This is a genomic window from Bradyrhizobium sp. 44 (assembly GCF_023073095.1).
GTDB lineage: Bacteria > Pseudomonadota > Alphaproteobacteria > Rhizobiales > Xanthobacteraceae > Bradyrhizobium.
This window is the reverse complement of the sequence record NZ_JADPIY010000029.1, coordinates 534,405-558,778: the sequence shown is the minus strand read 5'-3', so window position 1 is coordinate 558,778 and position 24,374 is coordinate 534,405. Positions and strand designations below refer to the sequence as shown.

At 64.0% G+C, this 24,374-nt stretch carries 23 protein-coding genes; 9 read left to right on the top strand and 14 right to left on the bottom strand.

Annotation, left to right across the window (positions count from 1 at the left end; all coding sequences use genetic code 11):
* Positions 1–3 precede the first annotated feature (3 nt).
* The 4 genes from IVB41_RS28340 to fliL are packed head-to-tail and all read right to left on the bottom strand — an operon-like array spanning position 4 to position 2,937.
* The gene (locus tag IVB41_RS28340) at positions 4–762 is read right to left on the bottom strand and encodes a MotE family protein (RefSeq protein WP_247437371.1); all 759 of its coding nucleotides are present in this window, start codon (positions 760–762) and stop codon (positions 4–6) included.
* A gap of 9 nt (positions 763–771) precedes the next feature.
* Positions 772–1,218 (bottom strand): DUF6468 domain-containing protein, encoded by a 447-nt coding sequence (locus tag IVB41_RS28335; RefSeq protein ID WP_027567601.1) that lies wholly within the window; start codon positions 1,216–1,218, stop codon positions 772–774.
* A complete protein-coding gene (gene fliM, locus IVB41_RS28330; RefSeq protein ID WP_027567600.1) occupies positions 1,215–2,417 on the bottom strand; it encodes a flagellar motor switch protein FliM in 1,203 nt (400 codons plus the stop codon). Before fliM ends, IVB41_RS28335 begins: the two co-directional genes overlap by 4 nt.
* A gap of 19 nt (positions 2,418–2,436) precedes the next feature.
* A complete protein-coding gene (gene fliL, locus IVB41_RS28325) occupies positions 2,437–2,937 on the bottom strand; it encodes a flagellar basal body-associated protein FliL (protein WP_247287339.1) in 501 nt (166 codons plus the stop codon).
* Between the two features lie 379 nt (positions 2,938–3,316).
* On the opposite strand from fliL, the gene flgF reads away from it, so the two are divergent.
* From flgF to flgH, 4 genes are read left to right on the top strand one after another with little or no spacing between them, the layout of a single operon-like run.
* Complete coding sequence (gene flgF, locus IVB41_RS28320) at positions 3,317–4,078, top strand: flagellar basal-body rod protein FlgF (protein WP_247437369.1); 762 nt, start codon at positions 3,317–3,319, stop codon at positions 4,076–4,078.
* A 16-nt stretch (positions 4,079–4,094) separates the two neighbouring features.
* Entirely contained in the window at positions 4,095–4,883 is a 789-nt protein-coding gene (flgG, locus tag IVB41_RS28315; protein WP_007602131.1) for a flagellar basal-body rod protein FlgG, read from the top strand.
* A gap of 10 nt (positions 4,884–4,893) precedes the next feature.
* Positions 4,894–6,033 carry a flagellar basal body P-ring formation chaperone FlgA gene (gene flgA / locus IVB41_RS28310; protein WP_247437367.1) on the top strand — a complete coding sequence of 380 codons (1,140 nt, stop codon included), beginning with the start codon at positions 4,894–4,896 and terminating at the stop codon, positions 6,031–6,033.
* 3 nt (positions 6,034–6,036) lie between these two features.
* Positions 6,037–6,804 (top strand): flagellar basal body L-ring protein FlgH, encoded by a 768-nt coding sequence (gene flgH, locus IVB41_RS28305; RefSeq protein ID WP_247437356.1) that lies wholly within the window; start codon positions 6,037–6,039, stop codon positions 6,802–6,804.
* Between the two features lie 255 nt (positions 6,805–7,059).
* On the opposite strand, the gene IVB41_RS28300 is transcribed toward flgH, so the two are convergent.
* The 3 genes from IVB41_RS28300 to IVB41_RS28290 form a co-directional block, all read right to left on the bottom strand.
* A complete protein-coding gene (locus tag IVB41_RS28300; protein ID WP_247287342.1) occupies positions 7,060–7,839 on the bottom strand; it encodes a 2-keto-4-pentenoate hydratase in 780 nt (259 codons plus the stop codon).
* Between the two features lie 520 nt (positions 7,840–8,359).
* Positions 8,360–8,725, bottom strand: a complete 366-nt coding sequence (gene dksA / locus IVB41_RS28295) for an RNA polymerase-binding protein DksA (RefSeq protein WP_008554760.1) — start codon at positions 8,723–8,725, stop codon at positions 8,360–8,362.
* A gap of 216 nt (positions 8,726–8,941) precedes the next feature.
* The gene (locus IVB41_RS28290) at positions 8,942–9,553 is read right to left on the bottom strand and encodes an NAD(P)-dependent oxidoreductase (RefSeq protein WP_247287343.1); all 612 of its coding nucleotides are present in this window, start codon (positions 9,551–9,553) and stop codon (positions 8,942–8,944) included.
* Positions 9,554–9,702: 149 nt separating this feature from the next.
* On the opposite strand from IVB41_RS28290, the gene IVB41_RS28285 reads away from it, so the two are divergent.
* Positions 9,703–10,074 (top strand): helix-turn-helix domain-containing protein, encoded by a 372-nt coding sequence (locus tag IVB41_RS28285; RefSeq protein WP_247287345.1) that lies wholly within the window; start codon positions 9,703–9,705, stop codon positions 10,072–10,074.
* A 4-nt stretch (positions 10,075–10,078) separates the two neighbouring features.
* Here the strand turns inward: IVB41_RS28285 and IVB41_RS28280 are convergent, their stop codons facing one another.
* Positions 10,079–10,492, bottom strand: coding sequence for a flagellar assembly protein FliX (locus IVB41_RS28280; RefSeq protein WP_247287347.1), 414 nt, complete (start codon positions 10,490–10,492; stop codon positions 10,079–10,081).
* A gap of 270 nt (positions 10,493–10,762) precedes the next feature.
* Here IVB41_RS28280 and IVB41_RS28275 point away from each other — a divergent pair, with 270 nt between their 5' ends.
* The 4 genes from IVB41_RS28275 to IVB41_RS28260 all read left to right on the top strand — a co-directional run bounded on the left by IVB41_RS28275 (position 10,763) and on the right by IVB41_RS28260 (position 13,280).
* Positions 10,763–11,887, top strand: coding sequence for a flagellar basal body P-ring protein FlgI (locus tag IVB41_RS28275; RefSeq protein ID WP_007602120.1), 1,125 nt, complete (start codon positions 10,763–10,765; stop codon positions 11,885–11,887).
* Entirely contained in the window at positions 11,887–12,252 is a 366-nt protein-coding gene (gene flgJ / locus IVB41_RS28270; protein WP_027567592.1) for a flagellar assembly peptidoglycan hydrolase FlgJ, read from the top strand. The genes IVB41_RS28275 and flgJ overlap by 1 nt, the downstream gene beginning before the upstream one ends.
* Positions 12,253–12,263: 11 nt before the next feature.
* A complete protein-coding gene (locus tag IVB41_RS28265) occupies positions 12,264–12,761 on the top strand; it encodes a hypothetical protein (RefSeq protein ID WP_027518929.1) in 498 nt (165 codons plus the stop codon).
* 159 nt (positions 12,762–12,920) lie between these two features.
* The gene (locus tag IVB41_RS28260; protein ID WP_027567591.1) at positions 12,921–13,280 is read left to right on the top strand and encodes a hypothetical protein; all 360 of its coding nucleotides are present in this window, start codon (positions 12,921–12,923) and stop codon (positions 13,278–13,280) included.
* 3 nt (positions 13,281–13,283) lie between these two features.
* Here IVB41_RS28260 and IVB41_RS28255 read toward each other — a convergent pair whose 3' ends face one another.
* The 6 genes from IVB41_RS28255 to IVB41_RS28230 form a co-directional block, all read right to left on the bottom strand.
* Positions 13,284–13,427, bottom strand: a complete 144-nt coding sequence (locus tag IVB41_RS28255; protein WP_247437354.1) for a hypothetical protein — start codon at positions 13,425–13,427, stop codon at positions 13,284–13,286.
* The gene (gene flaF / locus IVB41_RS28250; protein WP_007612319.1) at positions 13,424–13,792 is read right to left on the bottom strand and encodes a flagellar biosynthesis regulator FlaF; all 369 of its coding nucleotides are present in this window, start codon (positions 13,790–13,792) and stop codon (positions 13,424–13,426) included. Before flaF ends, IVB41_RS28255 begins: the two co-directional genes overlap by 4 nt.
* A 290-nt stretch (positions 13,793–14,082) precedes the next feature.
* Positions 14,083–16,371, bottom strand: a complete 2,289-nt coding sequence (locus tag IVB41_RS28245; protein ID WP_247437352.1) for a DUF1522 domain-containing protein — start codon at positions 16,369–16,371, stop codon at positions 14,083–14,085.
* Positions 16,372–16,586: 215 nt separating this feature from the next.
* Positions 16,587–18,866: a DUF1522 domain-containing protein gene (locus IVB41_RS28240; protein ID WP_247287353.1), complete on the bottom strand. Its 2,280-nt coding sequence runs from the start codon at positions 18,864–18,866 to the stop codon at positions 16,587–16,589.
* A gap of 318 nt (positions 18,867–19,184) precedes the next feature.
* The gene (locus IVB41_RS28235; RefSeq protein WP_247437349.1) at positions 19,185–21,464 is read right to left on the bottom strand and encodes a DUF1522 domain-containing protein; all 2,280 of its coding nucleotides are present in this window, start codon (positions 21,462–21,464) and stop codon (positions 19,185–19,187) included.
* A gap of 358 nt (positions 21,465–21,822) precedes the next feature.
* Positions 21,823–24,102, bottom strand: coding sequence for a DUF1522 domain-containing protein (locus tag IVB41_RS28230; protein WP_247437347.1), 2,280 nt, complete (start codon positions 24,100–24,102; stop codon positions 21,823–21,825).
* Between the last annotated feature and the right edge of the window lie 272 nt (positions 24,103–24,374).

The window sequence follows — 24,374 nt, the reverse complement described above, 5'->3', positions numbered from 1 at the left end:
CCCTCAATTCGGGTTTTGCGTCGGCTTGCCGTCGATCTTGGGCAGCTCGCCGGCCGAAGCGGACTGATCGCCGCCGCCATTGGCCCGGCGGGCCATCTCGACCGTCAGCCGCTCGGCGGCCTCCGGGGACATCAATCCCATGATGTCTGACATTTTTCGTGGCGCGATCTGCGAGGCGATCTCGATCAGCACGCCCATCTCGAGCCGGTCAAAGACTCGCGCGGCGTCCTTGGGTTTCATGCCCTCATACATGGTCACGAGGCCCTTCATGCGCTGGGCTTCGGCGGCCTTCTGCTCGGCCTGCGTCGCGGAGATACGGGTTTCTACCGCCTTCATCTCCTCGACCTTGTTTTCGATGCGCTTTTCGGCGGATTTCAACAGGCTCTCGCGGATGTCGATCTCGCGCTGGCGGGCCTCGATCTCCTGGCGGCGCGACTGCAGGCGTTCCAGGATCGCGCGCTCCGAGGCGGAGATCTGCGGCTGGGCTTCCTCCTTGACCGCGGCGCCTTCGGACTTGGTGTCCGGTGCGGCCGGCTTCGGCGCCTCCTTCGGCGCGCCATGGGTCGAGCCGGTGATATCGGGATCTTCGCGGCTGGCCGGGAAGTTCAAATTCTCTTGCGCCCAGGACTTCTTGGTCGGGCTCTGCTTGTAGTCGAAGACATAGCCGCCATTGATCACAAGACCCGTGACCTTCAGCGTGGCGAGGCCAGCGACGGCAACCAGCACGATCGGAATGACGCGGATGTTGCGAAAAGACTTCATACCCTGACTTTATGCGGCAAGACCGTTGGATCGTCGGCGTTCGGAGAAGGCTTCGGCCGCAGCCGCCACCGCCTTCGCCGACGAGGGCTTGGCTGCGGGCGCGGCGAGCATTTCCGGGTTCGTCACGGGGCGCGCGGCGATTGCGATCTTGGACAGCCGCCGCACCACATTGTCGGCTTCGCCGAGTTGCTTGTAGAGCTGCTCGGACATCTGGGTCGCCGACGCAAGCTGGCTGCCGAGGTTCTCGTTGACGTCGCGCACGGCGAGCTTCAGTCCGCCGATCGCGCGCTCGGCGATCTCGGTTGCGGTGATCAGCTCACCGATGACCGCCTTCAGCGAATGCTCGTCCGCCTTCAGCCGCGTCAGTCGCTTGTTGAGCGTGACGCAGTAGACGATGGTCAGCATCAGCAGGATAGCCACCAGCGTCTCGATCGCCATTCCTAGGGAGTGGTTCATGGGGCCTCCATCATCTTGTTCTGCTCGTCGACCTTTTCGAACATCGCAAGTGTCGTACTTGGCTTGCGCAAGGGTTTCGTCACCCGGATCGCGACGCGGTCGCCGACCCGGCCCATGCGTCCTTCGGTGATGGTGACGTCGCCGCAGCGAACGGTGACGTTGGCATCCGCGCGCATGTCCAGCGGCAGCGTGTCGCCGACCTTGAGCCGCATCAGCTGCTTGAGTGGGATGTCGGCTTCGTAGAGCACGGCGTCGACGGAGATCTCGGCCTGGACGATCTCGGTGGCGAAATGACCTTCCCAGATCTGGTCGCGGCCGAACTTTTCGCCCATGAACATCTGGAGCAGGACGCCCCGGATCGGCTCGATGGTCGCGTAAGGCAGCAGGAGCTCGATGTTGCCGCCGCGATCTTCCATGTCGATGCGCAGGCGCACCAGGATCGCGGCGTTGGCAGGACGGCTGATCGCGGCGAAACGCGGGTTTGTCTCGAGCCGGTCGATGGTGAAGGTCACCGGCGACAGCGGCCGGAACGCCTGTTCGGCATCGGCCATGACGACTTCGACCAGCCGCTTGACCAACTCTGTCTCGATCGTGGTGTAGGGCCGGCCCTCGATGCGCAGCTGGCTCGAGCCGCGGCGGCCGCCGAGCAGCACGTCGATCATCGAGTAGATCAGGCTGGAATCGACCACGGCCATGCCGAAATTGTCCCACTCTTCGGCCTTGAAGACAGTGAGGACGGCGGGCAGCGGGATCGAGTTCATGTAGTCGCCGAAGCGCACCGAGGTGATGCGGTCGAGCGAGACTTCGACGTTGTCGGAGGTGAAATTGCGCAAGGAGGTCGTCAGCAACCGCACCAGGCGGTCGAAGACGATTTCGAGCATCGGCAGACGCTCGTAGGAGACCATCGCCGAATCGATGATGGCGCGAATGCCGGAATGATCGTCGAGCGTGACGTCGCCGACCGCGAAGCCGAGGAGGTTGTCGATCTCCTCCTGCGACAACACCCGTTCGCCGGAATTCTTGCCGGCGCCGAGATCGCGGCTGCCATCCTCGACCATGGCCGCCCATTGCAGGGCCATGGTCTCCGATAGTTCGTTCTCGGCAGCAGCTTTCGCGGCCTCGGCGGGATCCTCGGAATCGAGCGAGGCCTCCCATTGGGCGGCAATTGCATCCTGGTCTGGTTGGTCGGTGCCTGCCATGATCCCTAGCCCGTCATGCTCACTGGATCACGACTTCCTTGAACAGCACCGCGCTGACCTGGACCGGAGCGACCGCCGCGTTGACGCGCTTGGTCAGCTCTTCCTTGAGGCGGAAGATGCCGGCGGAACCGTTGAGGTCGGAGGAGCGCAGCTCGCGCGCATAGGTCTGGAAGATGTCGGTGATGCGCGGCATCGTCGGCTTGATCGCCTCGACCTGCTTCTCTTCCTTCAGCTCCAGCACGATCTTGAGCTTCAGATATTGCACGCGCTCGCCCGGCGCGCCGGCGAGGTTGACCATGATGTCTGGAACCTCGACGAAAGACGGCGGTTTGGGCGGAGGCGCCGCCTCGGCGTGATGCTCGTCGTCGCCGTGGCGAAAAAAGAAGAACCAGGTTGCGGCGCCGCCGCCGAGAACGGCGAGCAGGCCTACCGCCATGATCATCAGCTTGAACTTGTTCTTGGGCGGAGCGGCTTGCGCGCCCTCAGCGGCTGCGCCGCCTTCCGCTTCATTCTCTGCCATGATCGCCGCGCTCGCTCATCTCTCAAAGGGGTCGAAAGAGCGAAGCTCCTGGCAGACAGTGACGCGATACAAATGCCCCAGCGCAGTGCTCCTCTTACGCCCAAACGCTACGGTAATAATGGTTAACGGAACCTTTCGATCGGGCCTTCGCTAGGAAAAATCTGCCGGGCAAACATGGCTAACAGACCCTTTCTGCCGCCTCCCCGCGCCCTCGAAAAATAGACAAGACGTTGAAATTACGTTCTTTTCTGGCTTGGCACGAGTTTCGCTGAGAAAGGATCGAGACCTAGGGTTTGGGAGAACCCGAGGTCTCGTTCACGGGATCGGCCAATGCGCTTGGGAGAGCGAGCTGGCGGATCTCACTCAGGGGAGATTTCCGATGCAGAACGCGCTTCTGATCGGCTTGTCACGACAGATGACGTTGGAACGGCAGATGGATGTCATCGCCAACAACGTCGCTAACGCCAACACCAACGGCTTCAAGGCCGACCATTCGTTGTTCGAGGAGTACCTCAACTCGAACGCGCGTGAGGACAATTTCGTCGGCTCCGACCGCCGGGTCTCCTATGTGCAGGACCGCGGCACCTTCCGCGACGTCGGCCAGGGGCCGATGGAGCCGACCAAGAATCCGCTCGACATGGCGATCAGCGGCAACGCCTATTTCGCCGTGCAGGCCAATGGCGCCGAGCGCTACACCCGCGACGGTAAATTCTCGCTCAACAGCACCGGCCAGCTCGTCACCTCCGACGGCAACCTCGTGCTGGGCACCGGCGGCCCGATCACCTTCCAGCCGACCGATCACGACATCAACGTCGCGCCGGACGGCACCGTCACGGTGCTCGAGGGCACGGCCAAGAACGACTCGATCCGCGGCAAGATCCGCATGGCCTCGTTCGACGATCCGGCCAAGCTGACGAAGCTCGGCGCCAACCTTTACAACATCGGCTCCGCGGTCCCGCAGGCCGACACCAAGTCGACCGTGCAGCAGGGCTATGTCGAGAAGTCGAACGTGAACTCGGTCGGTGAGATGAGCCGCATGGTCGAAGTCATGCGCAGCTACACCGCCATCGCCAACCTGCTCCAGCAGCAGAGTGACATGCACAAATCGGCGATCGAGAAGCTCGCCGACGTTCCGGCCTGATTGAGGGAGAACTGACATGCAGGCGCTTCACACCGCAGCAACCGGAATGGCGGCACAGGAACTCAACGTTCAGGTGATCTCCAACAACATCGCGAACCTGCGCACCACCGGCTTCAAGAAGCAGACCGCGGCGTTCCAGGACCTGATCTACGAACACGTCCGCCGGGTCGGCGCCCAGTCGTCCGACCAGGGCACCATCCTGCCGGTCGGCGTCGACATCGGCGGCGGCGTCAAGACCGTCGGCACCCCGCGCAGCATGACCCAGGGCACGCTGTCGCAGACCGGCAACGACCTCGACATGGCCATCACGGGCGAAGGCTTCTTCAAGATCCTGATGCCCGACGGCAGCTACCAGTACACCCGCGACGGCACCTTCCAGATGGACAATCAGGGGCGCATCGTCACCGCGCAGGGTAACCCGGTGCAACCGACGATCACGATCCCGAACAACGCCTCGGGCCTCACCATCAACGTGCAGGGCCAGGTCTCGGTGACGCTGCCGGGCTCGTCGACCTCGGCCGTCCAGGGCCAGATCGGCCTGACCCGATTCATCAACAAGGCGGGCCTCCAGCCGGTCGGCAACAATCAGTTCACCGAGACGCCCTCCTCCGGCCCGCCGCAGGACGGTACCGCGAGCTCCGAAGGTTTCGGCAACATCACCCAGAGCAGCCTCGAGCAGGCCAATGTCGACGTCGTCTCGGAAATGAGCGACCTGATCGCCGCCCAGCGCGCCTACGAGATGAACGCCAAGGTGATCAGCGCCGCCGACCAGATGATGCAATCGACCACGGCGCTGTTCCGCTGAGGTGATGACGATGATCCGCACCACCCTCGCCACCATCTCCGCTCTCCTCGTGCTGGCGCTGCCCGCACGGGCCGCCGACGACTTTATCGCGACGCCGACGCTGCGCGCGAGCATCACCGTGACCTCGGACGTGGTGCGGGTCGGCGATCTCATCGACAATGCCGGCTCGGCCGCGCTGATCCCGCTCTACCGCTCGCCCGATCTCGGCACCACCGGTGCGCTGCCGGTCGCGCAAGTGCTGGCGGTGTTGCGCGCAAAGCAGGTGATCGGCGTGATGACCGGCGACATCAGGGAGGTCCAGGTCACCCGTCTCGCCCGCACGCTCGTGAACAAGGACCTCGAAACCGCGGTCGCCACGGCGCTCGAGCGCCGCTTTGGACTTGGCGATGCCGCCAACATCACCGTCACGTTCGACCGCGGCATCGCCGACATGCGGTTGGATGCCTCCAACACCGGCGTGCTGCAGCCGGTCGCAACCCGCTACGACGCCCGCAGCGGCCGTTTCGACATCGCCTTCGAGATCAACAACGACAACAATCCGGCACCGACCAAGCTGCGTTTCACCGGTACCGCGATCGAAACGGTGGAAGTAGCCGTGCTGACGCGCGACATCGATCGCGTCGATCTCCTGAAGGCCTCCGACGTCGCCATGGAACGCCGGCCGAAGGCCGAGGTCACGGGTGAGGCCGCCTCGCGAGATCGCACGCTCGGCATGCAGCTCCGCCGGCCTATGCGGGCGGGGACGCCGATCCGCGTCGCCGACATCGTCAAGCCCGACTTCGTGCAGCGCGACCAGAACGTCACCGTCATCTACCAGGTCCCCGGAATCTACCTCACCACCCGCGGCAAGGCGATCGAGAGCGGCGCCGAGGGCGACACCATCAGCGTGCTCAACCTGCAGACCAAGCGCACGCTGAGCGGCGTCGTCACCGGCCGCGGCCAGGTGACGGTCCAGGGCGCCAGCCAAGCCGCGCCGATGCCGGCTGCGGTCGAACAGACCTCGTCGCTCAAGCGTGACGAGGCGCCCGCCCCGGTCGATACCGCAGCCCTCGTCCGGAACCTGGTCCAGACCCCGGCATCCCCGAACCAGATCGCGCAAGCCCAGATCCCGCAAGTTCGCGTCTCGCAAGCTCCAGCCAAGTCAGAGTAAGTCATGTCCAGGTTCAGTTCGGCTTTTCGTCCCCGTCACATCGCGATCTCTGCCCTGCTGCTGGCGACTTGCGCGCTGGCGAGCGGCTGCTCATCGATCGACCGTTTGTCGCAGATCGGCGAGCAGCCGAAATTGTCGGCGATCGACAATCCGACGACGCAGCCCGGTTACAAGCCGGTGCAGATGCCGATGCCGAAGCCGGAAGTCGCCTCCTACAATCCGAACTCGCTGTGGCGGAACGGCAGCCGTGCCTTCTTCAAGGACCAGCGCGCCCATCAGGTCGGCGATCTCCTGACGGTGGCCGTGAACATCACCGACAAGGCCAATATCGAAAACGACACCCAGCGCAGCCGCACCAACAAGGAAGATTCCGGGATCACCGACTTCATCGGCGCCAAGACATTGGGCGCCCAAGCGCAGAAGGTGTTGCCCGGCCGTATCCTAACCGCCGACTCGACCGCGTCCAGCGAGGGCAAAGGAAGCGTGGACCGCAAGGAAGCGTTGCAGACCAACGTCGCTGCCGTCGTCACCCAGGTCCTGCCCAACGGCAACCTCGTGGTCGAAGGCAAGCAGGAAATCCGCGTCAACTACGAAATTCGCGAGCTCATCGTCGCCGGCATCGTCCGTCCCGAAGATATCCAGAGCGACAACACCATCGATTCCACCAAGATCGCGCAGGCCCGCATCGCCTACGGCGGCCGCGGCCAGATCATGGACGTGCAGCAACCGCGCTACGGCCAGCAAGTCATGGACGTGCTGCTGCCCTTCTAAGCTTCTCCCGAGCTCCCACATCGTGTTCGCGAACCTAGGCGCGGACGACGATGTACGACGCGGCCCTCGCTAGCTCCCCTGGCGAGGGCCGCATGTATTTTGGCGATGGTGCCGCTGCGTACAGCCGGCCAGATGCGCGATCGTAGCGGCACCGCTGCCCCAACCTCCGTCATTGCGAGCGCAGCGAAGCAATCCAGGCTGCCACCGCGGAGGGACTCTGGATTGCTTCGCTTCGCTCGCAAGGACGCGGAGAGATCACGTAAACTCCGCCTCCACCGTCCCCAGTCCGTCCAGTTCCATCCGCACCTTGTCGCCGGCTTTCAGCCACAGCGTCTTCACCAGGCTCCCTGTGAGAACGAGTTGGCCCGCGTGCAGACCCTTCCCCTCGGCGGCGAGATGGTTGGCGAGCCAGGCGAGTGCGTTGTGCGGATGGCCGAGCACGTCGGCGCCGGTGCCGTGGCTCACCTCTTCGCCGTTGACGATGGCGCGGCCTTTGACCGCCTTCAGGTCCGGCACCGACGAGCGCGGCACGACCTCGCCCAGCACGCAGCCGGCGGCGAAGAAATCGTCGGCGATCAGCGTCGGCGCGCCCATTGTTTCCCACTTCACATAGCGGTCGTCGACGATCTCGATCGCGGGATGATAGGCCTCGACGGCTTCGCCGACCCATTCGGCCGTGAATGGCGCCTCGCCGGCGGCGAGATTGCGCTTCAGCCGCACCGCGATCTCGCATTCAACGCCGACGCGGACAAAATCGGCAGCCGCGAGCCGCACGCCGCTGTCGTGCACGCCCTTCTGGAACACGCCGCCGCCGCAGGGGTGTGGAATGCCGATGTAATCCTGCATCACCTGGCTGGTGCAGCCGATCTTGTAGCCGACGAGCGGGCCGGCATGCGGCAGCAGCAGATCGTGCAGCGCGCGCTGGACCTGATAGCCCTCGGCTTCATCGGCGGGAGGAACTTCGAGCGCCGCGAGCGGCGCATGGTTGCGGCGCGCCAGCGCGATCGCCTTTGCGGCTGCGAGAATTCTGTCCATCGGCGCCCGCTCCTACACACCACAATCGAGGGCGGCACTTCAGCATCCCCGCCGGGGCGTGACAAGCGCAGGGGGCCGCGCGGCAGCACGTCATTGCCGGCCCAAGCTGGATGAGATGCGGACGCTGGCCGGCCACATCACGGCAAGCCTCACGGGCGGCGCCGGCGTTTAAGGAAATATTGAGCTGGTCCGGGCTTTATGAGGATGCGCACCCTGCAGCGTCGCACCAGGCCTGATTGCAGCAACGCGTGAAGCTGCTGGATCAGTGCCTCAGCATTCGAGTCGATGTCCTTGATGCGACTCGCAAAACCTCCCGCACCTGAAGTGAAGGCTGTTTCTCATCCGAACTCACGTGAGCTCGGAGGAGTTGAGTCTAGCCCATTGATCGCGATTCACTTTTCGTGATTGCGCTCGCGCGTCGAACGCGCGGTTGCAAGCGACAGGCAAAATGCTGATCACGGCGCGAAAAGGCGCACCTTGCGTTCAAAAAACAAAGAGCCGCATCGCTGCGGCTCGGACTCTATTCGTCGCGATAGACCTTCTCGCGTTTCTCGTGGCGCTCCTGCGCCTCCACCGAGAGCGTCGCGATGGGACGGGCCTCGAGCCGCTTCAACGAGATCGGCTCGCCGGTGTCCTCGCAATAGCCGTAGGTGTTGTCCTCGATACGCTGGAGCGCGGCGTCGATCTTGGCGATCAACTTGCGCTGGCGGTCGCGGGCACGGAGTTCGATGGCGCGGTCGGTTTCGGACGATGCCCGATCGGCGAGATCGGGGTGGTTCACGTTCTCCTCCTGCAGGGCTTGCAGGGTGAGCTTGGACTCTTTGAGGATCTCATCCTTCCAGGCGAGGAGCTTCAAGCGGAAGTACTCCTTCTGCCTGTCGTTCATGAAAGGCTCTTTTTCGGTCGGTCGGTAGTTTTTCAACTTTTCCAAGGGCGGCCTATCTGTCTAAGCAACGACTCGTACGCGGAACGGGGTCCGCTGAGCGGGGCGTTATATAGCGGCCTCCTGTGACAGACAATGTTTCCCTGATAACCCGACCGGCGCCCCCAAGCCCTTGCACAGGAAAGGTTTATCCTGAAGGGCCCGGGAGCGGCCGTAGGCCTAGTAGCCGACCGTGAACCGTTGCCTCTCATGGGCCGGCCGCTCGATCTCGTCGGCGAGCGCGATGGCGTAATCCGCGAAGGTGATCCAGCTTTTGCCGTTCGCATCTGCGAGAAGCTGATCGGTGCCAAGCCGGAACTTGCCGGTGCGCTCCCCCTCGATGAACAGGGCCGACGGCGAGATAAAAGTCCAGTTCAGCGCCTTTTCCTGCCGCAGCAGGTCGAGAAAGGCCGAACCCGCCTCCGCCTCAGCCTTGTACTGAGCCGGAAAACCGGGAGTTGTCACCAATTTGACGCCCGGAGCGACCTCTAGGCTACCGGCTCCGCCGACGACGAGGTAACGACCAACCTTCGAGTCCTTGGCCGCGCCGATCAGCTTGAGCGCGTCGCTGGCCAGGAAGTGTACGGAACTCACGGCGGCGTCGTGCCCGGCCCACAACTTGGCAAGGTCTGACTGGTCGAGCACGTCCCCCTTGGTGGGCGTGACGTTCGGCAGGGTCGCGATCTTCTCGGGGTTGCGGGCGATGGCCGTAACCGTGTGGCCGCGGCGGGACAGTTCTTTCGTGATCTCCGACCCGGCCCGGCCCGAGGCGCCGGCAACTGCGATTTTCATGGAAGGCTCCTTTGCTTCTGTAGTAACCAATGGTGACTAGATATCGCAAAGAGCGCTGGTGTTAAGAGAGCACTTTGTGCTTACCTGATTACGCAGGAGTAACCGGCGGCGGCCGGCAAATGAGCGGAATGGATCGTGAGGACCCGACGATGAAGCCAGACGTCTATGCAGCGAACTGCCCCACGCGACAGATCCTCGACCGCGTCGGTGACAAATGGGCGGTGCTGATCCTGCTGCTGCTGCGCGAGGAGCCGATGCGCTTCAATCAGTTGCGCCGCACGATCGAAGGCATTTCGCAGAAGATGCTGAGCCAGGTTCTCAAGTCGCTCGAGCGCGACGGATTGATCAAGCGTCACGCCATCGCAACCGTGCCGGTGACCGTGGAATACTCGATCACGCAGCTCGGCGTGACGCTCGCCGCAGCCGTCGATCCGCTGCGCGATTGGGCCGAACAGAATCTGAAAGACGTGCTCGCCGCCCAGCGCCGCTACGACGCGCACCTGAAGGATGAAGCGGCGTAGGACGCTATGCCTGCCCGGCCTTGGCGAGCTCGACCTCGACTCGCAGCTCGATCTCCGACAGCACCGAATCCAGGCCGGAGTCGCCGGAGGACGATTTCAGGTTCGCCGCAGCGTCACGCAGCCGCATCACGGTCGAGGCGTCGAGCTTGCCGGAGAGAAGTCCCATCTTGAGATCGTCGAGCACGTCGAGCGCGGTCTTTCCGCGCACGACCGAGCGCTTGCGACGCTCGATCGGATCCTCTTCGATGCCTTGCAGCGCCAGCAGCCCGTCGATGTTGGCGGCCGCCTTCGGTGCGGCGGCGCCTCGCGTCTCCGGCGCCGACGAGGTGTCGGGTAGCACGAAGCCGCCGGAGCTCGTCCGCCTGGCCTGGCTGGCCGGCGTTCCAAGCATGGTGCCGTTCGGTCCGTAGATGCGCATCGGAAGCAATCCGGGTGATCGATGCGCCACATTCGCCGTTTTATGGTTAACGGCCCGTAAACAGCCCGGCAAAATCTGCCGACGGGCGGCAGTTTCGCTCCTCAGGGACAACACCGGCTGAGGTCGCTCGAAACAGATTTATTCAACCTATTCAGCGACCTACCCCCGCTGCCCCGAGTTGGCACAGCGCTCGCAAGGACAGCGTCGGACCAGCTCGTCATGGGAGTGTCGTGATGGTCCTTTGATTTGAGGAGCCTCGGGGAGCAGAGGATGCCAAGCGTTCGTTGGGTGAGACTTGTGGGGGTGGCCTGCGCCGCGCTGTCAGCGCTGGTGCTCTCGGTCAATTCTGCAAGCGCGACATCGCGCATCAAGGATCTCGCCAACATCGAAGGCGTGCGGCAGAACCAGCTCATCGGCTACGGCCTCGTCGTCGGTCTCAACGGCACCGGCGACACCCTCAACAACATCCCCTTCACCAAGCAGTCGCTGCAAGCGATGCTCGAGCGCATGGGCGTCAACATCCGGGGCGCCACCATCCGCACCGGCAACGTCGCCGCCGTGATGGTGACAGGCAATCTGCCGGCCTTCGCCACCCAGGGCACGCGCATGGACGTCACCGTCTCCGCGCTCGGCGACGCCAAGAATCTCCAGGGCGGCACCCTGCTCGTCACCCCACTCCTCGGCGCCGACGGCAACGTCTATTCGGTCGCACAGGGCTCGCTCGCGATCTCCGGCTTCCAGGCCGAGGGCGAGGCGGCGAAAATCGTGCGTGGCGTGCCGACGGTCGGACGCATTGTCAACGGTGCCATCATCGAGCGCGAGATCGAGTTCGCGCTCAATCGCCTGCCGAACGTTCGGCTTGCGCTGCGCAATGCCGACTTCACCACGGCCAAGCGGATCGCCGCCGCGATCAACGACTATCTCGGCGTCAAGACCGCCGAGCCGATCGACCCATCGACCGTGCAGCTTGCGATCCCGCCGGAGTTCAAGGGCAACGTCGTCGCGTTTCTCACCGAGATCGAGCAGCTCCAGGTCGATCCGGATCTCGCCGCCAAGATCATCATCGACGAACGCAGCGGCATCATCGTGATGGGCCGCGACGTCCGCGTCGCCACCGTTGCGGTCGCACAGGGCAACCTCACCGTCACGATCTCCGAGAGCCCGCAGGTCAGCCAGCCCAACCCGCTGTCGCGGGGGCGGACCGTGGTCGCGCCGCGCAGCAGCGTCAGCGTCACCGAGGACGGCAAGAAGTTCGCCGTGGTCAAGGACGGCGTCTCGCTTCAGCAGCTCGTCGACGGCCTCAACGGTCTCGGCATCGGCCCGCGCGATCTCATCAGCATCCTGCAGGCGATCAAGGCCGCCGGTGCGATCGAAGCCGACATCGAGGTGATGTGATGCAGACCGGCATGGTCAACACCGCACGGGTCGCCAGCTCCGCCTTCTCGGTGGAGAGCCGCAACGGCCGGCCGGACTTCGATCTCGCCGCGGCACTGCAAAAGGTCCCGCCGAAGCAGCAGGCCAAGGCGCAGAAGATCGCCACCGACTTCGAGGCGATGTTCCTCAACAGCATGTTCTCGCAGATGACCTCGGGCCTGAAGGGCGAAGGCCCGTTCGGCGACACCCCTGGCACCGGCGTGTGGCGCTCGATGCTGACCGAGCAATATTCCAAGAATTTCGCCAACGCCGGCGGCGTCGGCATCGCCACCGACGTCTATCGCACCCTGATCATGCAGCAGGCAAAAACGATCCGCACGGCATAAGGTCAAACGAGATGAACCACTTCAACGCCTCGCGTCAGCCGGTGCAAGCGCAGCGCCCGAACACCGCACCCGGCAGCGCCGAGGCGCGCAAGATCGCCGAGCAGTTGATGGATGCGATGAGTGCGCTGCTCGGCCTGATCGAGCGCGAGACCGAGCTGGTACGTGCCGGCCAGGTCCGCGAGGCGATGACCCTCGAGAGCAAGAAGCAGGAGCTGTCGCGAAACTATGTCGGCGCCGTCACCCAGTTGAAGGCGAACCAGGCGCAGCTCGCCAAATCCGCGCCCGAGCTGCTCTCGACGCTGCATCGGCACCACGATGCATTCCGCGCGATGCTCCAGGTCAATCTCACCGTGCTCGCAACCGCTCACGCCGTTTCGGAGAGCGTCGTGCGTGGCGTCAACGCCGAGATCCAGAAGCGCAACGTGCCGAACACCTACACGGCCGCGGGACGCCGCGCCACGCCGGGCCCACGCCACATCACGCCGCTCGCGGTCAGCCGCTCGCTCTGAGCGCGCGCAATAACAAACGACAATTTTACGAAAAACCGCGCGGCAACATCGTCGCGCGGTTAGGCACGTTTCCTTACCGGGTGTTCAATCCTGGTGTTCCATGGTTGCGTATTGAGAGGGGTTGGGATTTGACTCACGTGAGGCAACCAGGAGGCTGCCATGAGTACAGATTTCAGCATCAGGCCGGTGGGGATACCGGTCGCCGTGCAGATCGTAACGACGTCCAATGCGGCGGCGAACGAGGCCGTGCAAACCGATCTGCCCGTGAGCCAGACAGTGGCCGCTGGCGAGGCGAGCGCGCCTGCACGTAATGATTTGCGAAGCAGCGAGAACGTCTCACGCCAGGTCGTGTTCGACCAGGCGGCGGCGTCGTTCGTCTTCCAGGTCGTCAACGACAGGACCGACGCGGTGGTCAACCAGTTCCCCGACGAAGCAATGCTGCGCCGGCGGGCCTATTTCCATGCGCAGGATTTGAAATCCGAGCCCTCGCGTCCGGCCAGCACGGACCGCAGCGCCTGACCATCAGGCGTCGAGCCTCGCAACGGCAACATCGAGATCGCTCGAACCGGTCGCGGGACCGGTGACGCGGTTCCCGATCTGCGTCTTGCCGGTATCCGTCAGCGTGGATTTGGTGTTGCCGAAGCGGAACGAGCCGTGCTCGATCACGGACGGCCGGAGAGACCAGCGGCGATATTGCGGTTGATCTCGATCAGCGGACGGAAGTGATCGAACTGCGGGCTCATCTGCAGCGCGGCGGTCTGGCTCAGCACGAACACGCTGATGTTGGCGATCTTCTGCCGGACGTCGATCGGCTGCGGATTGTTCTCGCGCATGGCCTCGCTCAGGAAAATCGTCCAGAGCTTGCGATTGAACATCAGGGCCTGCGTGGTCTGCTCGCTGAACGGCTCGGCGCTGTTGATCGCATCCTGAAGCTTGTTCGCGGCCTTGAGCAGGGTCTGCGCTTCGATGTCGCGAGGAGATGCGGTGGTCGTTGCAACACGCGCGTAGGCCGAGGCAGCGGAATTCGACATCAATCACACCCTGGAGGTTACCTAGCGCGTTGAACGCGCTTAAGGATTTCTTTCCTGACCCTAGGCAGCACCGCTTAAGATTTGCTTACATGTGTGCTTGGAAGCACTCCGGATTATTACGGGTCTCGGAGTTCTTCGTCATCGTGAAGCTAGACGCGCATGTGCACGCTGTAAACACGTCGCGCGTGGTGCGCGTCGATCTCAGCTAATCCTGCCTTAGCGATCTCAGTAAAATGAACGGCGGAGCGTTAGCCCCGCCGCGAAATCGATGAGCGACCTGCGCCGCGAAATTAGCGGAGCAGCTGCAGCACGCTCTGTTGCGACTGGTTGGCCAGCGACAGCGCGGACACCGCGATCGACTGGCGGGTCGACAGCGCCTGGCTGTTCGCCGCTTCCTCGTTGGTGTCGGCCAGCGTCAGGTTGGCCGAGCCGGTCTGCAGAACGTTGATCAGGTTCTTGGAGAAGTCCTGACGCACCTGCACGATCGACAGATTCGAACCGAGCGAAGAACCCTCGGAGCGCAACGTGCTCGAGGCGGCATTCAGGCTGGCCAGCACCTTGTTGGTGGCACCGTTGTCGATGAAGTCCGTGCCCGGAACGAGATTGCTGAGACCCAGGCCGGCGGCGTTGAACACCACGCCGTTGATGCCGAGCGTCGAGCTGCCGTTCTCGTTGAAGACCAGCTTCAGCGTGTCGCCGTTGAGCAGGTTGACGCCGTTGAAGGACGAGTCCTGCGAGGTCGTGTCGATCTGCGCCAGGATGTTGTTGAACTGACTGACCAGGCCGGAGCGCGCGGTCTGCGCGACGGGATCCTGAATCGGTGGCTGCGCGGTGGTAAAGGCCAGCACGCCGGTGAGCGTCCCGCCGACCGTACCGCCGGCGGCAGTCGAGCCGAGGGTCGAGGATGCGTACTCGTTGACGGTGGTGACCGTCAGCACGCCGTTGGCGTCGATCGTCGCCGTCAGGTGGTTGGCCTGAAGCTGCACATTGAGCTGGTCGAGCGTCTTGACGGTGCCGTTGGTGCCGTCGCCGAAGGTGACGTTGACCGGCGCGCCGCCGTTGAAGGAGGTGAAGGTCAGCGTCTTGCCGGCGACGCCACCAACACCGGAGTTGCGCGCCGCGGCGAAAGCGGTCGCCGTTCCCGTATTGCCGCTGAGACCGAACGCGTTGAGCGCATTGCCGGTGCCGGTGATCGACAGGTCGGCGTTGATGCCGGTGGAGAGCGCAAGCTGACCGCTGCTGTTGACCGACGAGGGGATCTGGCCCGCGGTGGTCGACAGCGTCGCCGAGCCGTTGAAGATGCTGGCGGTCTTGACGCCGGTTGCAAGGTCGATCGAGTTGAGCAGATCGGAGAGCGTCGCGCTCTGGAGGTAGACGGTCGAATTGCCGTTGCCGTCGGTGACGATGTTGCCGTTGACGCCGCCGGAGGTGACGCTCAACGCCGACTGGGGCGACTGGGCGTTTTTGAAAGTGATGGTGTGGCCGTCGATGTTCAGCGTCGAGCCGTCCTGAACGAGAGAGCCGAGCGAGCCCGCGGTGGTCGATCGGTCCGCAGTCACGCTCGCATTGCCTGCGCCGGTCGCCGCGGTCAGACCGAGCTTGTTGAGGAAGTCGGCCTTGCCCGTCAGGCTCAGATCGGCGCCGGTCGAACTCTTCAGCGTGACCTGGCCGCCCGTGACGGACGACGCCACCTGCAGCGTGCCGATCGGACCGCTCGAGCCGCTGACCGTAATGGTTGCCGCGCCTGCACTGATTGCCGCGGTCTTGACGCCGCTGGCGAGGTCGATCGCGCTGAGGACGTCGTTGACGGTCGCGCCGGGCGCAGCCGGCGTTCCCTCGTAGACGATCGAATTGCCGTTACCGTCGGTGGCGATGTGCCCACTGGGGTTGAGGCCCCAGCCGGTCGGCTGCGTCGTCGGCGCGATACCGGTGCGGAAGGTGATGGTCTTGCCGTTGACCGTGATGGTGTCGCCGTCCGCGGGCGGCGCGCCGAAGGTGGTGGATGTCGTGGTGCCGACCAGTGTGGTGGTACCGGATAGTGCAGTCGTGCCGTCGGCCGCGGTCGCGGCAAACCCGACATTCGTGCCGGCGTTCGAGCCCAGCGAGGCGCCGAGCGCGGCGGTTCCCGTGACCGGGGTTACGCCACCGGCTGCGCCGGTATAGAGCACATTGCTCTTGGCGGTCGCGCTCGCGTAGGAGGTCGTACCGCGCAGGTCGGCGGGCGTCGCACCGGGAATCGTGGTGGAGACGTTGGACTTGGTCGAGTAGCCGACCGTGGTCTGGAGCGCCTGGTTGGCGATCGACTTGGCGCTGTCGATCAGCTTCTGCAGCGAGGTGATGCCGGTGTTGGCGGCCTGGAGCACCTGCACACCGTTGTTGATGCCATCCAGCAGGTTGCCGATGTCGCTCGCCCGGTTGTCCAACCCCTGGGCCGTGAAGAAATTGGTGGGATTGTCGAGCGCTGTGTTGACCTTCTTACCGGTCGACAGCCGCTCCTGCGTCGTGGCCAGCAAGTCGGCCGTCGACTGCAGCGACAACAGGTTCTGGCGAACGGACGCCGAGAGAACGATGTTGGACATTGGCGAGTCTTCCTCTTGAACCAGGTACGAATCGGCCGCGCGGTTTTGGAAGCGGGCTTTTGTCCAGTCTTAGAGGCTGTCCTTTAAAGTATGGTTAACGCCGGTTTAAGGGATAGGGTTAATGGGCGGTGAACGTCCCTGCCCCCCTCCGGACGCAAAAAAGCGGCGGGGCAAATGACCCCGCCGCTCTTATTTTATTTAATGATACCAGTTACTTAGCGGAGCAATTGGAGCACACTCTGCTGCGAAGTGTTGGCCAGCGACAGCGCGGAGACCGCGATCGACTGGCGGGTCGACAGCGCCTGGCTGTTGGCCGCCTCGACGTTGGTATCGGACAGCGTGAGGTTCGACGAACCGGTCTGCAGCACGTTGATCAGGTTCTTGTTGAAGTCCTGACGCACCTGCACCACCGAGAGGTTCGAACCGAGCGCCGAGGCTTCCGAGCGCAGCGTGCTCGATGCGGCGTTCAGGTTGGTCAGCACGCGGTTGGACGCGGCGTTGTCGATGAAGTCGACGCCGACGGTCAGGGCAGCGAGGCCCAGACCCTTGGAGTTGTAGGTCACGCCGGTGATGTTGAGGCTCGACTTGCCGGTCTCGTCGAACACCAGCTTGAGCTGGTCGCCGTTCAGCAAATTGACGCCGTTGAACGAGGAGTCCTGCGAGGTCGTGTCGATCTGGTTCAGGATGTTGTTGTACTGAGACACCAGGTTCGCACGGGCCGTCTGTGCAACCGCATCCTGGACGGGGCTGGAAGCCGTCGAGAACGTCAGCGCCGAAGTGAGCGTGCCGCCGATGCCACCGCCTGCGACGGTCGAACCGATCGTCGAGGACGCGTAGTCGTTGGAAGCCGTGATGGTCAACCGGCCGTTGGCGTCGATCGTGGCAGCCAGATTGTTGGCCAGAAGCGCCGTGTTGAGCTGATCGAGCGTCTTGACCGTGCCGTTGGTGCCGTCGCCGAAGGTGACATTGACCGCCGTGCCGCCGTTGAATGCGGAGAAGGTCAAGGACTTGCCGGCAATGCCGCCGACCCCGGAGGTGCGCGCCGCGGTAAATGCCGACGCACTGCCGGTGTTGCCGGCCAGCCCGAATACATTCAGTGCATTGCCGCTGCCCGTGATCGTCAGATCGGCATTGATGCCGGTCGAGAGCTTCAGCTGACCGGACGTATTGATCGTCGAGTTCGACTGGCCTGTGGCGGTCGCAAGCGTCGCGGTGCCGTTGGCGTTGATCGTCGCGGTCTGCACGCCGGTGGCAAGGTCGATCGCCTTGAGCACGTCGGCAACCGTGCCGGCCTGCAGATAGACGGTCGAGTTGCCGTTGCCGTCGGTGAGGATGTTACCGCTGGCACCGAAGCCGCTCGGAACGCTCGGAGCACCGGTCGAGCCCGGGATCGGCGCGTTCTTGAAGGTGATGGTATGACCATCGACGTTCAGCGACGAACCGTCCGTAAGGGTTGCACCCAGCGAGGCGGCGCTCGTTGTTCGGTTGACGGACAGGCTCGCATTGCCTGCACCGGAAGATGTCGTCAGGGCGAGAGCCTTGAGCAGGTCGGCCTTGCCGGTGACGCTCAGATCCGCACCTGTCGAACTCTTCAGCGTGACGGCACCGCCGGCAGCGCTTGAGGCGGTCTGGCCGACGCTGGTGGCGATCGTCGCTGCACCCGCGGTGATGGACACCGTCTTCACGCCGCTGGCCAGATCGATTGCAGCCAACAGATCGTTGACGTTCGCAGCCGGGGTGCCCGCGGTGCCGAGATAGACAGTGGTGTTGCCGCTGCCGTCGGTGACGAGATTGCCGCTGACGCCCGAGCCGGACGCAACCGCGGTCGAGGCCGGAGCGGAGCCCGAGCGGAAGGTGATGGTCTTGCCGTTCACGGTCAGCGTGTCGCCATCGGCCGGCTGGGCGTTGCCGGACAGACCGGTTGCGGTCGTGCCGTTGGTGGCGATCAGCGTGATGGCGCCGGTCAGGGCCGTGGTGCCGTCACCGGCTGTCGCGCCCGTGCTTGCAAAGGAGCCGATGGTGGCGCCGAGCGTCGTGGTGCCGCTCGCCGCCGTGGTGCCGCCGGCCGTGCCGTTATAGAGCACGTTGCTGCTCGCGGTCGCGCTGGCAAAGGAGGTCGTGCCGCGCAGGTCCGCCGCCGTCGCACCCGCGATCGTGGTGGAGACGTTGGACTTGGTGGAGTAGCCGACGGTGGTCTGCAGCGCCTGGTTGGCGATCGACTTCGCAGAGTCGATCAGCTTCTGCAACGAGGTCAGGCCGGTGTTGGCAGCCTGCAGCACCTGCACGCCGTTGGCGATGCCGTCGAGCAGATTGTTGATGTCGCTGGCGCGGTTGTCGAGCGACTGTGCCGTGAAGAAGTTGGTGGGATTGTCCAGGGCCGAGTTGACGCTCTTGCCGGTCGACAGACGGTTCTGTGTGGTGGCGAGAAGATCAGCGGTGGACTGGAGAGACAGCAGGTTCTGACGAACCGACGCAGAGAGAACAATACCGGACATGACTCTTACCCTTCTGGTTTACGCGTCTTCGTTCGATCGCTTCGGATCGAGTGACGGGGACAGCGTGCCCCGACATGGCTAACAAAGGGTGAAACGACGCGCGTCCGCATTAAGCGCGGGTTCACCATAAGCGCGCGGAAGGCGTGGTCGGCGCCGGCAATCAAGCTGAAATCATTGGCATTTATCCGCGCTTACTCTCCATTAACCATAACCGCTGGTTACTTTTCAGAGCGTCGCACGGCTGCCCGAATGACGAACAAAAAAAGCGGCGGGGCCAAAGCCCCGCCGCCAGATCCTGCTTGCGATGTCCTCCGCTTGTTAGCGGAGCAGCTGCAGCACGCTCTGCTGCGACTGGTTGGCCAGCGACAGCGCGGAGACCGCGATCGACTGGCGGGTCGACAGCGCCTGGCTGTTCGCGGCTTCGACGTTGGTGTCGGCCAGCGTCAGGTTGGACGAACCGGTCTGCAGCACGTTGATCAGGTTTTTGTTGAAGTCCTGACGCACCTGCACGATCGTGAGGTTTGAACCAAGGCTCGACGCTTCCGAACGCAGCGTGCTCGACGCCGAGTTCAGATTGGTCAGCACCTTGTTGGTCGCGGCGTTGTCGATGAAGTCGACACCGCTGGTCAGCGAGGCGAGGCCGAGACCCTTGGAGTTATAGGTCACGCCCGTGATGCTGAGGTTTGACTTGCCGGTCTCGTCGAACACCAGCTTGAGCTGGTCGCCGTTCAACAGGTTGACGCCGTTGAACGAGGAGTCCTGCGAGGTCGAGTCGATCTGCGCAAGGATGTTGTTGTACTGGCCGACCAGGTTCGAACGCGAGGTCTGGGCAACCGTGTCCTGGACGGGGCTGGAAGCCGTCGAGAACGTCAGGGATGAGGTCAGCGTGCCGCCGATCGCACCACCCGCGGCGCTCGAACCGATCGTCGAGGACGCGTAGTCGTTGGTGGTCGAAACCGTCAGCAGGCCGTTGGCGTCGATTGTCGCCGTCAGGTTGTTGGCCTGAAGCTTCGTGTTGAGCTGATCGAGCGTCTTGACCGTGCCGTTGGTGCCGTCGCCGAAGGTGGCATTGACCGCCGTGCCGCCGTTGAAGGAGGAGAAGGTCAGGGTCTTGCCTGTGAGGCCGCCGACGCCCGAGGTCCGTGCCGCGGTGAAGGCGCTCGCAGTGCCGGTGTTGCCGGCGAAGCCAAGCGCGTTCAGCGCATTGCCGGTGCCGGTGATCGACAGGTCGGCATTGACGCCGGTCGAGACCTTGAGCTGACCAGAGGCGTTGATCGACGAGTTGGTCTGGCCGGTTGCAGTCGCAAGCGTCGCGGTGCCGTTGGCGTTGACCGTCGCGGTCTGCACGCCGGTGGCAAGGTCGATCGCCTTCAGCACGTCGTTGACCGTGCCGGCCTGCAGATAGACCGTCGAGTTGCCGGCGCCGTCGGTGAGGACGTTACCGCTGGCACCATAGCCGCTCGGAACGCTCGGAGCACCGGTCGATCCCGGGATCGGCGCGTTCTTGAAGGTGATGACGTGTCCGTCGACGTTCAGCGTCGAACCGTCAGCGATCGTGGCACCCAGCGAACCTGATGTCGTGGTCCGGTTGACGGACACGCTGGCATTGCCGCCGCCCACTGCCGAGCTCAGGCCAAGAGCCTTGAGCACGTCGGCTTTGCCGGTGACGCTGAGATCCGCACCCGTCGAGCTCTTCAGCGTGACGGCGCCGCCGCCAACGCTCGAAGCGGTCTGGCCTGCGCTGGTGGCGAGCGTCGCGGCACCCGCCGTGATGGACGCCGTCTTCACGCCGCTGGCGAGATCGACCGCGGTCAACAGATCGGCGACGGTTGCAGCCGGGGTGCCCGCGGTGCCGAGATAGACGGTGGTGTTGCCGCTGCCGTCGGTGACGAGGTTGCCGCTGACGCCCGAACCGGACGCAACCGCGGTCGACGCCGGAGCAGAGCCCGAGCGGAAGGTGATGGTCTTGCCGTTCACCGTCAGCGTGTCGCCGTCGGCGGGCTGGGCGTTGGTGGCCAGGCCGGTTGCAGTCGTGCCGTTGGTGGCGATCAGGGTGATGGCGCCGGTCAGGGCCGTGGTGCCGTCGCCGGCCGTTCCCGCAGTGCCCGTGAACGAACCGAGGGTCGCACCGAGCGTCGTGGTGCCGGTTGCCGCCGTGGTGCCGCCGGCCGTGCCGTTATACACGACGTTGCTGCTGGCGGTCGCGCTGGCGAACGAGGTGGTACCGCGCAAGTCGGCGGCCGTCGCACCCGCGATCGTGGTGGAGACATTTGACTTGGTGGAGTAGCCGACGGTGGTCTGCAGCGCCTGGTTGGCGATCGACTTGGCGCTGTCGATCAGCTTCTGCAGCGAGGTGATGCCGGTGTTGGCAGCCTGCAGCACCTGCACGCCGTTGGCGATGCCGTCGAGCAGATTGTTGATGTCGCTGGCGCGGTTGTCGAGTGACTGTGCCGTGAAGAAGTTGGTGGGATTGTCCAGGGCCGAATTGACGCTCTTGCCGGTCGACAGACGGCTTTGGGTGGTGGCGAGAAGATCAGCGGTGGACTGGAGGGAGAGCAGGTTCTGACGAACCGACGAGGAGAGAACAATACCGGACATTGAGTGTTACCCTTCTGGTACGCAACGCAACAAACTTCGATTAGGATTAATCGATGTCCGGGACGGTGAACACAGACGGCTAACAAAGCATGAAGCGTGTCGCGCCAGTCCTTGCGCGGATTCACCATATGAGCAATCGGAGCCATCTCAGGCTCGTCCATATCGTCATGATAGCATGATGCTTTTTCGCGCAACGACCCGGCGTTTGCGACTTGTCAACCATAACTCAGAGTAAGCAATCGGCTGCATCCGGATGCATCGTCTCTGCTTCGTGAGCGGCACTCTGATGCCGCCGTAAAAAGAAAGCGGCGGAGCCGAAGCCCCGCCGCCAGATCTTGCTTGCGATGTCGTCCGCTACTTAGCGGAGCAGCTGCAGCACGCTCTGCTGCGACTGGTTGGCCAGCGACAGCGCGGAGACCGCGATGGACTGGCGGGTCGACAGAGCCTGGCTGTTGGCCGCTTCGGTGTTGGTGTCGGCCAGCGTCAGGTTGGACGAACCGGTCTGCAGCACGTTGATCAGGCTCTTGTTGAAGTCCTGACGAACCTGCACCACCGAGAGGTTCGAACCGAGGCTCGACGCTTCCGAGCGCAGCGTGCTCGACGCGGCGTTCAGGTTCGACAGCACCTTGTTGGTCGCGGAGTTGTCGATGAAGTCGACACCGCTGGTCAGCGCTGCGAGGCCGAGACCCTTGGAGTTGTAGGTCACGCCGGTGATGCTGAGGTTCGACTTGCCGGTCTCGTCGAACACCAGCTTGAGCTGGTCGCCGTTCAACAGGTTGACGCCGTTGAACGAGGAGTCCTGCGAGGTCGTGTCGATCTGGTTCAGGATGTTGTTGTACTGGCTGACCAGGTTCGAACGCGAGGTCTGGGCGACCGTGTCCTGGACGGGGCTGGAAGCCGTCGAGAACGTGAGCGATGAGGTCAGCGTACCGCCGATCGCACCACCCGCGGCACTCGACCCGATCGTCGAGGACGCGTAGTCGTTGGTGGTCGAGACCGTCAGCAGGCCGTTGGCGTCGATCGTCGCCGTCAGGTTGTTGGCCTGAAGCTTCGTGTTGAGTTGATCGAGCGTCTTGACCGTGCCGTTGGTGCCGTCGCCGAAGGTGACATTGACCGCCGTGCCGCCGTTGAAGGAAGAGAAGGTCAAGGTCTTGCCGCTGATACCGCCGACGCCCGAGGTCCGCGCCGCAGTGAAGGCGGTCGAGGTCCCGGTGTTGCCGGCAAGACCGAGCGCGTTCAGCGCATTGCCGGTGCCGGTGATCGACAGGTCGGCATTGACGCCGGTCGAGAGCTTGAGCTGACCCGAGGCGTTGATCGACGAGTTGGTCTGGCCGGTTGCAGTCGCAAGCGTCGCGGTGCCGTTGGCGTTGACCGTCGCGGTCTGCACGCCGGTGGCAAGGTCGATCGCCTTCAGCACGTCGTTGACCGTGCCGGCCTGCAGATAGACCGTCGAGTTGCCGGCGCCGTCGGTGAGGACGTTACCGCTCGCACCATAACCGCTCGGAACGCTCGGAGCACCGGTCGATCCCGGGATCGGCGCGTTCTTGAAGGTGATCACGTGTCCGTCGACGTTCAGCGTTGAACCGTCGGCGATCGTCGCACCCAGCGAGCCTGATGTCGTGGTCCGGTTGACGGACACGCTGGCATTGCCGCCGCCCACTGCCGAGCTCAGGCCAAGAGCCTTGAGCAGGTCGGCCTTGCCGGTGACGCTCAGATCCGCACCCGTCGAGCTCTTCAGCGTGACGGCGCCGCCGCCAACGCTCGAAGCGGTCTGGCCTGCGCTGGTAGCGAGCGTCGCGGCACCCGCCGTGATGGACGCCGTCTTCACGCCGCTGGCGAGATCGACCGCGGTCAACAGATCGGCGACGGTTGCAGTCGGGGTGCCTGCGGTGCCGAGATAGACGGTGGAGTTGCCGCTGCCGTCGGTGACGAGGTTGCCGCTGACGCCCGAACCGGACGCAACCGCGGTCGAGGCCGGCGCAGAGCCCGTACGGAAGGTGATGGTCTTGCCGTTCACCGTCAGCGTGTCGCCGTCGGCGGGCTGGGCGTTGGTGGCCAGGCCGGTTGCAGTCGTGCCGTTGGTGGCGATCAGGGTGATGGCGCCGGTCAGGGCCGTGGTGCCGTCGCCGGCCGTTCCCGCAGTGCCCGTGAACGAACCGATGGTGGCGCCGACCGTCGTGGTGCCGCTCGCCGCCGTGGTGCCGCCGGCCGCGCCGCTATAGACGACGTTGCTGCTGGCAGTCGCGCTGGCGAAGCTCGTGGTGCCGCGCAAATCGGCCGCCGTTGCACCCGCGATCGAGGCGGAGACGTTGGACTTGGTGGAATAGCCGACGGTGGTCTGCAGCGCCTGGTTGGCGATCGACTTGGCGCTATCGATCAGCTTCTGCAGCGAGGTGATGCCGGTGTTGGCGGCCTGCAGCACCTGCACGCCGTTGGCGATGCCATCGAGCAGATTGTTGATGTCGCTGGCGCGGTTGTCGAGCGACTGTGCCGTGAAGAAGTTGGTGGGATTGTCCAGAGCCGAATTGACGCTCTTGCCGGTCGACAGACGGTTCTGCGTGGTGGCGAGAAGATCAGCGGTGGACTGGAGGGAGAGCAGGTTCTGACGAACCGAGGAGGAGAGAACGATACCGGACATTGGGTGTTACCTTTCTGGTAAACGACGCTTACTGTTACGCGTCTGCATGGATCGAGTGACCCAGCGACCGGCGGACCGTGGGGCGGAGTCCTCTAACGAAACATGAAATGAAATCGGCGCTTTTGCTGAGTCGGCGCGCGATTCGGCCCATTCGCACACTCGCGACGCCACGCAGCCGGGCGTTTTTTGCCTTGATATGATTGAGCTTTTCCGCGGCATCGGCCGGGATTTACAACTCGTTAACTAGTCTTGATGGAGTATTGCGCCCTGAT

What these genes read in the sequence shown, in the direction of transcription:
- IVB41_RS28260 (WP_027567591.1), top strand. Translation starts at nt 12,921, where the DNA reads ATGAGTACAGATTTCAGCATCAGGCCGGTGGGGATACCGGTCGCCGTG.
- IVB41_RS28280 (WP_247287347.1), bottom strand. Translation starts at nt 10,492, where the DNA reads ATGCGCATCTACGGACCGAACGGCACCATGCTTGGAACGCCGGCCAGC.
- flgG (WP_007602131.1), top strand. Translation starts at nt 4,095, where the DNA reads ATGCAGGCGCTTCACACCGCAGCAACCGGAATGGCGGCACAGGAACTC.
- IVB41_RS28300 (WP_247287342.1), bottom strand. Translation starts at nt 7,839, where the DNA reads ATGGACAGAATTCTCGCAGCCGCAAAGGCGATCGCGCTGGCGCGCCGC.
- flaF (WP_007612319.1), bottom strand. Translation starts at nt 13,792, where the DNA reads ATGTCGAATTCCGCTGCCTCGGCCTACGCGCGTGTTGCAACGACCACC.
- IVB41_RS28285 (WP_247287345.1), top strand. Translation starts at nt 9,703, where the DNA reads ATGAAGCCAGACGTCTATGCAGCGAACTGCCCCACGCGACAGATCCTC.
- IVB41_RS28245 (WP_247437352.1), bottom strand. Translation starts at nt 16,371, where the DNA reads ATGTCCAACATCGTTCTCTCGGCGTCCGTTCGCCAGAACCTGTTGTCG.
- flgJ (WP_027567592.1), top strand. Translation starts at nt 11,887, where the DNA reads ATGCAGACCGGCATGGTCAACACCGCACGGGTCGCCAGCTCCGCCTTC.
- IVB41_RS28290 (WP_247287343.1), bottom strand. Translation starts at nt 9,553, where the DNA reads ATGAAAATCGCAGTTGCCGGCGCCTCGGGCCGGGCCGGGTCGGAGATC.
- flgH (WP_247437356.1), top strand. Translation starts at nt 6,037, where the DNA reads ATGTCCAGGTTCAGTTCGGCTTTTCGTCCCCGTCACATCGCGATCTCT.
- IVB41_RS28335 (WP_027567601.1), bottom strand. Translation starts at nt 1,218, where the DNA reads ATGAACCACTCCCTAGGAATGGCGATCGAGACGCTGGTGGCTATCCTG.
- IVB41_RS28230 (WP_247437347.1), bottom strand. Translation starts at nt 24,102, where the DNA reads ATGTCCGGTATCGTTCTCTCCTCCTCGGTTCGTCAGAACCTGCTCTCC.
- IVB41_RS28265 (WP_027518929.1), top strand. Translation starts at nt 12,264, where the DNA reads ATGAACCACTTCAACGCCTCGCGTCAGCCGGTGCAAGCGCAGCGCCCG.
- flgF (WP_247437369.1), top strand. Translation starts at nt 3,317, where the DNA reads ATGCAGAACGCGCTTCTGATCGGCTTGTCACGACAGATGACGTTGGAA.
- IVB41_RS28235 (WP_247437349.1), bottom strand. Translation starts at nt 21,464, where the DNA reads ATGTCCGGTATTGTTCTCTCCTCGTCGGTTCGTCAGAACCTGCTCTCC.
- fliL (WP_247287339.1), bottom strand. Translation starts at nt 2,937, where the DNA reads ATGGCAGAGAATGAAGCGGAAGGCGGCGCAGCCGCTGAGGGCGCGCAA.
- IVB41_RS28240 (WP_247287353.1), bottom strand. Translation starts at nt 18,866, where the DNA reads ATGTCCGGTATTGTTCTCTCTGCGTCGGTTCGTCAGAACCTGCTGTCT.
- IVB41_RS28275 (WP_007602120.1), top strand. Translation starts at nt 10,763, where the DNA reads ATGCCAAGCGTTCGTTGGGTGAGACTTGTGGGGGTGGCCTGCGCCGCG.
- IVB41_RS28340 (WP_247437371.1), bottom strand. Translation starts at nt 762, where the DNA reads ATGAAGTCTTTTCGCAACATCCGCGTCATTCCGATCGTGCTGGTTGCC.
- dksA (WP_008554760.1), bottom strand. Translation starts at nt 8,725, where the DNA reads ATGAACGACAGGCAGAAGGAGTACTTCCGCTTGAAGCTCCTCGCCTGG.
- fliM (WP_027567600.1), bottom strand. Translation starts at nt 2,417, where the DNA reads ATGGCAGGCACCGACCAACCAGACCAGGATGCAATTGCCGCCCAATGG.
- flgA (WP_247437367.1), top strand. Translation starts at nt 4,894, where the DNA reads ATGATCCGCACCACCCTCGCCACCATCTCCGCTCTCCTCGTGCTGGCG.